Consider the following 8,103-nt stretch of genomic DNA (forward strand, 5'->3'; position numbering starts at 1 on the left):
ACAGTCATTTTTTTATTGTGTGATACCTAATTTAGAGCTAGAAAGCTATTTTTCAGAGCTTCCTTAGGTCGCTCCTCAATGGAGTTGGCCACCCCACGGTCCAAATTTTCATGAATCCAGCGATCAAGGCGAGCGTCCAGAACGACTAGATTGCCTTCATCCAACCCTTTCTTCTTCTCAATCAAACTGGATATCAACTGCAGCAACCATTCCTCTTGTGCGTTCGCCAGCAACTCTTTGCACATCTGCAAAAAATCGACCGGGGGAATAGTCATAAATCTTTTTATGTAAAGTGCGTTTAAGATAGAACGCATTACATAAAGCAGTTTTTTGACTTTAATTTCTTTGGAACCCTCATCATTTTTTCGAGCAAATTTGGAGTAACAATTAAATCCCATACTTATATAATGGTGCGCCAAGGCTCTTGGTTGCCAGCATTTTTTGGCAAGACTACGAAGCTCATCCAAAACCTCTTGCTGATAGAGATAAATTTTTGGAGAGAACAACCATTCAATCAATGTCGGGTTACTTCCCCGCAACAAACCCAATGCCTTGCTGATATCCCAGCCAACCAGATCAAGCTCATCACCCAGAGCTTTATCAAAGGGCACCTCCACAACATCTCTTGGGTTTCCAAGAGTCAGATAGTGGTTAAGATCTCGCTTGTAAATAAAACGCACATCCCAGTCACTATCTGGTGACTCAAAGCCCCATGCCCGGCTGCCAGATTCACAGGCATACAAAATTTCTATGCCCTTCTCAGATTCCAGTGCTTTCAATCTATCTTGTATCACCAATTCCATATGCATACACCAATATACGGCTTGAGCAAAATAAGGCATACACCGTACTCGGGACACCCAGCTTACAGGTTTGCATACGTATAGCGAATGAATACCAACCCGAGTCCAGCCTTTGCTTTGCCTCTATTTTCTAGCGACTTTTTTTATCTCGTAACCACCAATCATATATCCCAGCAATGATCCAGCCAGAACAGGAATGGAGGTCAAACCGATTATTAACAAGCGGTCTTGCTTAAACTGCACATCGAAGTGAACCACTGAGGTATAAGCAACCGCATACATCGCAACAACAATGGCAAGCAGCACCACCCAGGTTGTTACATTTGCCGATAAAGCAGTACCACAACTTTTACAGATACATTTTATCGAGTTAATACCACTACACCATCCGACCAAGGATATTGGCTTTTCATTACAACCAGGACAATTTTTCACTTCTAATCCAACCTCAAAAAATTCAGCCACAGCCGAGACACTGCAGGATGCAATTATATTCAATATTCTCCTGTGCAGAAACTTGTACCTCACACTAAATTCGTCAGAAAACATTTTCACCTCTCCCTTTTAATCCATCCACTTTCCTGACACAAACAAGTAATGGGCCACCGAAAAAAGCAATTCACGGCCTAGTCTTGCTGGTCCCTGCCGCTTCAAACGCCTATGAACAAGCACCTAGAGGGGTACAAAGCTGCCTCCTTCCCCATAATGATGAAACATCTGCTATCATCGCGCCCGCAAAACCTAAGGGGTGGCCAAGGCCTGAGATGCTGCGAGATCAAGAAGATCTTTTGAAGCAAACCCTTGAACCTGATCCGGTTAATACCGGCGTAGGAATAGGTAGGCATGCCAAAGCCCTCCCCTCGTCGCGCTCCGGGTCTCTTTCATTAGTGTTGATCCGAGAGAGAACCATGAAGAAACTGTTCACAATCCACCCGATTGCTTTATCCATCGGCCTTATTGTGGGCTCGCCTAGTGGGTTGGCTTTAGCTGCAGAGCCCATGAACAGGGGGCTTGAAGAGGTGGTAGTGACGGCTCAACTGCGCGATACCAACCTGCTCGATCTGCCAGGCAGCGTCAGTGTGATGGACGCTAGCAGTATTGAGGCGCGAGGAGCTGGCAACCTGGACCAGCTATTGAACATGGCACCAAATGTCAACTTCTCTACTGGCGCTTCACGGGGACGCTTTATTCAGATTCGCGGTATTGGTGAGCGCAGCCAGTTTATCGACCCAGTAAATCCTTCCGTAGGTTTGGTCATTGATGGGATAGACTTCACTGGTCTTGGCCTGGCTGCCAGCACCCTGGATATCGAACAGATAGAGATCCTCCGCGGCCCTCAGGGCACCCTGTATGGTGCCAATGCCCTAGCCGGCCTGGTCAATATGCGCAGCGCCGCACCCACTTCAGAAACTACAGGCAAGGTCTCTGCCGAACTGAGTGAATATGGTGGCCACAGCCTCTCAGCCATTGGCAGCGGCAGCCTGACTGACCAGCTTGGCTTCCGTATTGCCGCCAGCGAACGAAAGTCCGATGGCTATATGGAAAACCAGTACCTGGGCCGCGATGACACTAACAATATTGATGAGTCCGTGCTGCGTGGCAAACTGGCTTACTCACCCAGTGATGACTTACAACTCGGCCTGACACTCTTCTACCTTGATGCCGATAACGGCTACGATGCCTTCTCTTTATACAATACCCGCGAAACCCTCTCCGACAAGCCCGGTCGGGACAAGCAGGAAACCTGGGCAGGCGCTTTAACTGGGCAGTGGTCGGGTAACGAAAATTTCACTCTTGAAGCCACCCTAAGCTTTGCCAACTCCGATACCGAGTACGGATACGATGAGGACTGGAGTTATATCGGCTTTCACCCCTGGGGTTACAGTCAAACCGATAATTACCAGCGGGACAAAGACAATACCAGCATGGATTTACGCCTGCTCTCCACCGAGGCCTCCAAACTCTTTGCAGGACGCACTAGCTGGGTACTGGGGGTTTATCATCGCCATGAACAAGAAGACCTCTTACAGGCCTCAGGAGCAACTGAAGGCACAATCACTGAATACAGCTTTTTTAGCAGTGAATTTGATACCAAAAATAGCGCAGTTTACGGACAGCTGAACACCACACTGACCGACACCCTTAACCTGATTAGCGGGCTCCGCCTGGAAAAGCGCAGTGCAGATTACTCTGATTCCTATACGACCAAGGCAGATAGCCGTGAGGACTTGTGGGGTGGAAATATAACCCTGGAATATCATTATTCCGAAGACACTTTACTATACGCCACCGTTTCACGAGGCTACAAGACAGGGGGGGTAAACGGGGCAATCATCGCAGAGTTCGCGGATAATGTAGAAGCTTACCGTGAGATGTTCGAGTTCGATACAGAGCATTTGCTTAACTACGAACTTGGAGCCAAAGGCAATTGGCTGGATAACCGTTTACAGGCCCAGCTAGCAGCCTTCTACCAGGATCGCAACGATGTTCAAGCCAAACAGTCACTTTTCAACCCAGAGAGTAAAAAGTTTAGAGAGTATCTGGGCAACGCAGCGGGCGGTAAAACTTTCGGCTTTGAGGCGGAAATAAATTTCCAGGCTACGGAAACTGTACGCCTTTTCGCCTCCGCAGGATGGCTGAACGCCGAGTTTGAAAACTTTATTAGTAGCACCCACGTAGATACGAAGAAGGACGAAGAAACCGGTACAGTGCTGCCGGTAAATCTGGATGGGCGTGATGTTGCTCATGCACCAAGCTATCAGTTCTTCACTGGCACCGAGATTGATCTCAGTGCTCACTGGGTACTACGCCTGGAATTGGAGGGCAAGGATGAGTTTTTCTTCTCCAATAGCCACAATGAAAAATCCACTGCCTACGAATTGCTCAACGCCCGCCTCACCTACCGGGCTGACAGCTGGGAAGTCTCCCTGTGGGGTAGAAATCTGACTAATGAGGACTATTACACAAGAGGTTTCTATTTCAGCAATGAATATGGCAACAATCCAGCCAATTTCTATGCTCCTGAACCTTACTATCAACAGGGTGAGCCTCGTATTGCCGGGGTAACCGGTACTTATACGTTCTGACAAATCATCGGTAATGTAGCCGACAAACTCCGATAAATGCCCGTGAAATATTAGATACATAGCGTACCTGCTATTCACGGGCTTAATCTGGTTAGCTAGCGAAGAATTGAGAATCGTTACCACTAGCCCCTCTGCGAATAATGGGAAAAACTATGCAACTCTCAGTAGAAATCAGCATGTACCCACTAAAAGATGAATATCTCCCCAGTATTCAGGCTTTTATTGAGCGCCTGAATAGTCATTCAGGACTGAGAGTGATCACCAACACCATGAGCACTCAGGTATTTGGTGAGTATGATTTACTAATGGATATACTAAAAATAGAAATGCGTAAATCCTACGAACAGTTTGGACGCGCCATTTTTGTTTGTAAATTTATCGATGGCGACCTAGCCCCGGCAGAACCCCATGCTTGCCCCCGAGTTTCTTGAAATTATTCGCACCTCAATTGCGGCCATGTCCCTGTGGGAAGTTGCAGCAGTTATTCTGGCCCTCGCCTACCTGTTACTGGCGATGCGCGAGAAAATCAGCTGCTGGTATGCCGCATTCGCCAGTACCGCAATCTATTTGGTTTTATTCTGGGATGTCAGCCTGCTGATGGAGTCCGCACTTCAGATTTTCTATCTGGTCATGGCTGTTTATGGCTGGTGGCAATGGCGCCACCACAAGGATAAAAAGAAAGATCTTAAGATTCACCGGTGGAGACTGCAAACCCACTTAATAGTGCTCAGTGGTATTGCCATACTAACCCTGGTATTCGGTTATCTGCTAGATAACTTTACCAGCGCCGCGCTACCCTATCTCGATTCCTTCACCACCCTTGGAGCGGTGGTTACCACCTTTATGGTTACGCGCAAGGTGTTGGAAAACTGGATCTACTGGATTGTAGTGGATGGAGCCTCCATTTATCTCTACCTGGATAGAGGACTCCACCTTACGGCGCTGCTATTTTTACTCTATGTGGTACTGGTGATCATTGGCTTCTTCCAATGGAAAGCGATCTATAACAAACAAAGCCTTACTGCACCAGTAGGATTAACCCCTGAAAATAGCGGCCTAGCTTCCGATGCCTAGCAGCTGGGACCCTACTGATGGCGCGCTTAGCCCAAGTGCCGTTATTCCCAGTGACTGGCGCCTGTGGAGCGAGTCCAGGCCACTTTTCGTCCGACCGATGACCGGTGGACTGACTAATCGAACCTATCTGATCTCATCAGGGGAAGCGCTGTTAGTACTTCGCCATAACTCCCCGCTTAGCCAATCTCTCGACCTCGACCGGGCAACCGAAGCCCAGGTCCTCGATAGAGCCACCCATGCCGGACTGTGCGCCCCCCTTGTCTACTGCGACCCTCAACATGAATACCTGGTAACACGATTTATTCAGGGCCAGCCCTGGCATAAACAGAGACCTGGCGCTATAGAACGGCTCGCCAGGCTACTCAACAGAATACACGCTCTACCCCCGGTCAACAGCCAACTCGGCATCGAACAAAAGGCTGAAAACTATTGGCCATCCATTAGTACTCAAGCCGATTTTTACTCGCTTCTTGCGCGCTTGCGCAGCGCGCTATCCAGCAGTATTCGTACTGTCGAAGATTATAGAGAAGGCTCTTGCCTCTGCCATAATGACCTAACCAAAGAAAACCTAATAGAAAGCACTGACGAGAAGCTTATCGCTATCGACTGGGAATATGCTTCCATGGGGGATCACTATTATGACCTTGCCGCATTGGTCGAAGAACATCAATTATCTCTGGCGCAACAACAACAGCTGCTCTCTAGCTATCTCCAGCGCCCGCTCAACAGGAATGACTGGCGGCGACTGCTTCATTGGCGCCTGATCTACAAATATCTTTGTGTGCTTTGGCATGCGGTGCAGTGGAGCACAAAAAAGGATCGCACAGACTCAGGGGCAATTAACACTCAATGCCAAACATTGTTACAGTTGATCCCACTTAGCCATTAACAAACCTATGTTGCCGCATTACAGTAAATTTCTGTCAACGCAAAGAAAGCGTGTACGCTAAACCTACTACGCCTATACCCCCTTCAGTAAGTATTTTCCATTCAAACGCCCCAGAATGGTATTGACCAGCCAAGACCCTGCAATCATATAATCACTGCGGACCAAATCGATTGATTATTCACTCCAACGAATATAAGGATATACGCATCATGGCCAGAGCCCTCATTACACTTCTGCTCCTTCTGGCGACAACAAGCAGCTACGCCGAAAAAAGACCCGAGGCCTTTAGAACGATCGACAAGCTTTTTGCCGCTATGTCCAAGTTTGACCACCAGAAAATGCGAAGCACCGTTACCGATTCTTTCATTCTTTTGGAGCATGGCGAAATCTGGACAATCGATGACCTTGTTAAAGTCGTAAAACCTTCAGGCTATACCAGAACCAATTACTTCAGCATCATCAACTACGAACAGCAGGGTGATCTGCTCACCATTAACTACTGGAATAAAGCTAACTTCACCCAGAAAGGCGCCAGCGAGGAAGTTATATGGCTGGAGAGTGCGGTACTTGCCAAGGTCGAGGGGGATTGGCTACTCGCCCAAATGCATTCCACCCGGCTTCCCGCAGGTAAAACACCCGATAAAGTCAACTTTATTGAGCAAAAGTTATAACCCACTTGTAAATTAAAAGGGCAGTCTTGTCGTTCACTCTGGTGTCCGCTTTTAAGCCCATTGCGGATACCACCGTTTTACAACTTTTCCCTCTCTCCCAGGGCATCATGTAAAATATGCGACCACAATACGACACATTGCGTTGAATACCCCAGGAGACCGCCCCATGAAGCTCAAAGTGTACCTTTCCGGTGAAATCCATTCTGACTGGAGAACCCAAATCATCGAGGGTTGTAAGCGCCAGGAACTGAATATCACCTTTTCATCCGCCGTTACCGAGCACGATGCCAGTGATGCCGCCGGTGACGGCCTTGGTGAAGAATCCACCTCTTTTTGGCGAGATCATAAGTCGGCCAAAGTCAATGCTATTCGAATCAAGCACGCCATTGAGAGTTGTGACCTGGCCATCATTCGGTTTGGTGAGAAATACAAGCAATGGAATGCTGCCTTCGATGCAGGCTACTGTGCGGCCTTGGGAAAACCGTACATCACTTTGCACGATGAATCCCTAGTACATGCCCTGAAAGAAGTAGATGGCTCAGCCCAAGCCTGGGCACAGAATCCTGAGCAAATAGTCAACATCCTAAAATACCTCACCACCCAGGCCTAATAGCAAGTTCCACCAACGCCGGCCAAAAGCCAGCGTTGGTTCATAATATAGATTTGATAAACTGCCCTGACCTATCTACGCCAAGCTGTCTTCACTGATTAAGCCAGCGAGGTGTTAAGCTTAACAAATTTATAATTAGACGATAAATATACAAGTCGGAGTCAGGAAGCTGACTTGCGACACAACAAAATAATGGAACATATAATTAAAATCAGAAGCATCATTTTAATAACAGTGTGAAAGCTTTCATCAATATAAAAGAAATATCGAAATAAAATGGACATACATTCCCCCCACAATCCCTGAGAACTTAAACCGACAAGTGCCCCACCCAAATAACTATTCACATCAATTTTTTTGGCAAGATGTCTATAGACCTCAAGGAAAAGTTAGACTCCCAAGCCAAAGCATATACTGCCCAAGGCTAAGTTTACCGAATCCGTTCAAGCCCACCTCATAGCCAGCAAGCTTGATGATCGACAGCCGTTCTATCACTTGGAAGAACAGTTTGAGACCCGTGCCGGCTTTAGCTTTCCTCGTCAAACCATGGCTCGTACTGTTATCGATTGTGCCACTCCCCGACAACCACTGATCAATTTTCTAATAGATGGCGTCATTGGCTACGATATTGGGGCTTAGGATGCCACCACATTCCAAGCTCTTAATGAACCTGGCCGGCCAGCAAGCCGAAAATCTTATGCCTACTGTTTCCGAGGTGGTCCTCCGGGAAAGGAAGCTATCCTCTATGAATATAATGCCGCTGATCACAAAAATTTCGTAAATGACTGGTTTACCGGCTTTAAAGACACACTGCATTGCGATGCTGATCCAATTTTTGAATTGTTGTTTGGGCAGACAGCTGTACCCAAATCATTACAATGCACATGCCCGGCGAAAATTCGAACCCTAGCGAGAGCGGCGCAAGGGGATGGACTGGCAAAACGGGCAATGCACTTTTATAAGTAGCTCT

General features: G+C 47.6%; 9 protein-coding genes and 1 riboswitch. Of the genes, 7 read left to right on the forward strand and 2 right to left on the reverse strand.

From position 1 onward, the window contains the following. Positions 1-26: 26 nt before the first annotated feature. Positions 27-803: a nucleotidyltransferase domain-containing protein gene (locus tag ACCI51_RS19095; protein ID WP_371845020.1), complete on the reverse strand. Its 777-nt coding sequence runs from the start codon at positions 801-803 to the stop codon at positions 27-29. A gap of 123 nt (positions 804-926) precedes the next feature. Then, on the reverse strand, positions 927-1,301 hold the full coding sequence (locus ACCI51_RS19100) for a hypothetical protein (protein WP_371845021.1): 375 nt from the start codon (positions 1,299-1,301) through the stop codon (positions 927-929). 236 nt (positions 1,302-1,537) lie between these two features. Next, positions 1,538-1,654: riboswitch (TPP riboswitch) on the forward strand. A 57-nt stretch (positions 1,655-1,711) separates the two neighbouring features. Here ACCI51_RS19100 and ACCI51_RS19105 point away from each other — a divergent pair. From ACCI51_RS19105 to ACCI51_RS19135, 7 genes are all read left to right on the forward strand, one after another. Beyond that, positions 1,712-3,889 (forward strand): TonB-dependent receptor, encoded by a 2,178-nt coding sequence (locus ACCI51_RS19105; protein ID WP_299587354.1) that lies wholly within the window; start codon positions 1,712-1,714, stop codon positions 3,887-3,889. 152 nt (positions 3,890-4,041) lie between these two features. Further along, the gene (locus ACCI51_RS19110; RefSeq protein WP_371845022.1) at positions 4,042-4,320 is read left to right on the forward strand and encodes a hypothetical protein; all 279 of its coding nucleotides are present in this window, start codon (positions 4,042-4,044) and stop codon (positions 4,318-4,320) included. After that, on the forward strand, positions 4,298-4,963 hold the full coding sequence (gene pnuC / locus ACCI51_RS19115; protein ID WP_371845023.1) for a nicotinamide riboside transporter PnuC: 666 nt from the start codon (positions 4,298-4,300) through the stop codon (positions 4,961-4,963). Before ACCI51_RS19110 ends, pnuC begins: the two co-directional genes overlap by 23 nt. Next, entirely contained in the window at positions 4,956-5,852 is an 897-nt protein-coding gene (locus ACCI51_RS19120) for a phosphotransferase (RefSeq protein ID WP_371845024.1), read from the forward strand. The genes pnuC and ACCI51_RS19120 overlap by 8 nt, the downstream gene beginning before the upstream one ends. A 209-nt stretch (positions 5,853-6,061) precedes the next feature. Further along, a complete protein-coding gene (locus ACCI51_RS19125) occupies positions 6,062-6,523 on the forward strand; it encodes a nuclear transport factor 2 family protein (protein ID WP_371845025.1) in 462 nt (153 codons plus the stop codon). Positions 6,524-6,689: 166 nt separating this feature from the next. Then, on the forward strand, positions 6,690-7,133 hold the full coding sequence (locus ACCI51_RS19130; protein ID WP_371845026.1) for a YtoQ family protein: 444 nt from the start codon (positions 6,690-6,692) through the stop codon (positions 7,131-7,133). A 414-nt stretch (positions 7,134-7,547) separates the two neighbouring features. Then, the gene (locus ACCI51_RS19135; protein ID WP_371845027.1) at positions 7,548-7,772 is read left to right on the forward strand and encodes an IS66 family transposase; all 225 of its coding nucleotides are present in this window, start codon (positions 7,548-7,550) and stop codon (positions 7,770-7,772) included. Positions 7,773-8,103: the final 331 nt, after the last annotated feature.

Origin of the sequence: Microbulbifer echini (assembly GCF_041447225.1) — a bacterium.
Taxonomy (GTDB): Bacteria; Pseudomonadota; Gammaproteobacteria; order Pseudomonadales; family Cellvibrionaceae; genus Microbulbifer; species Microbulbifer echini.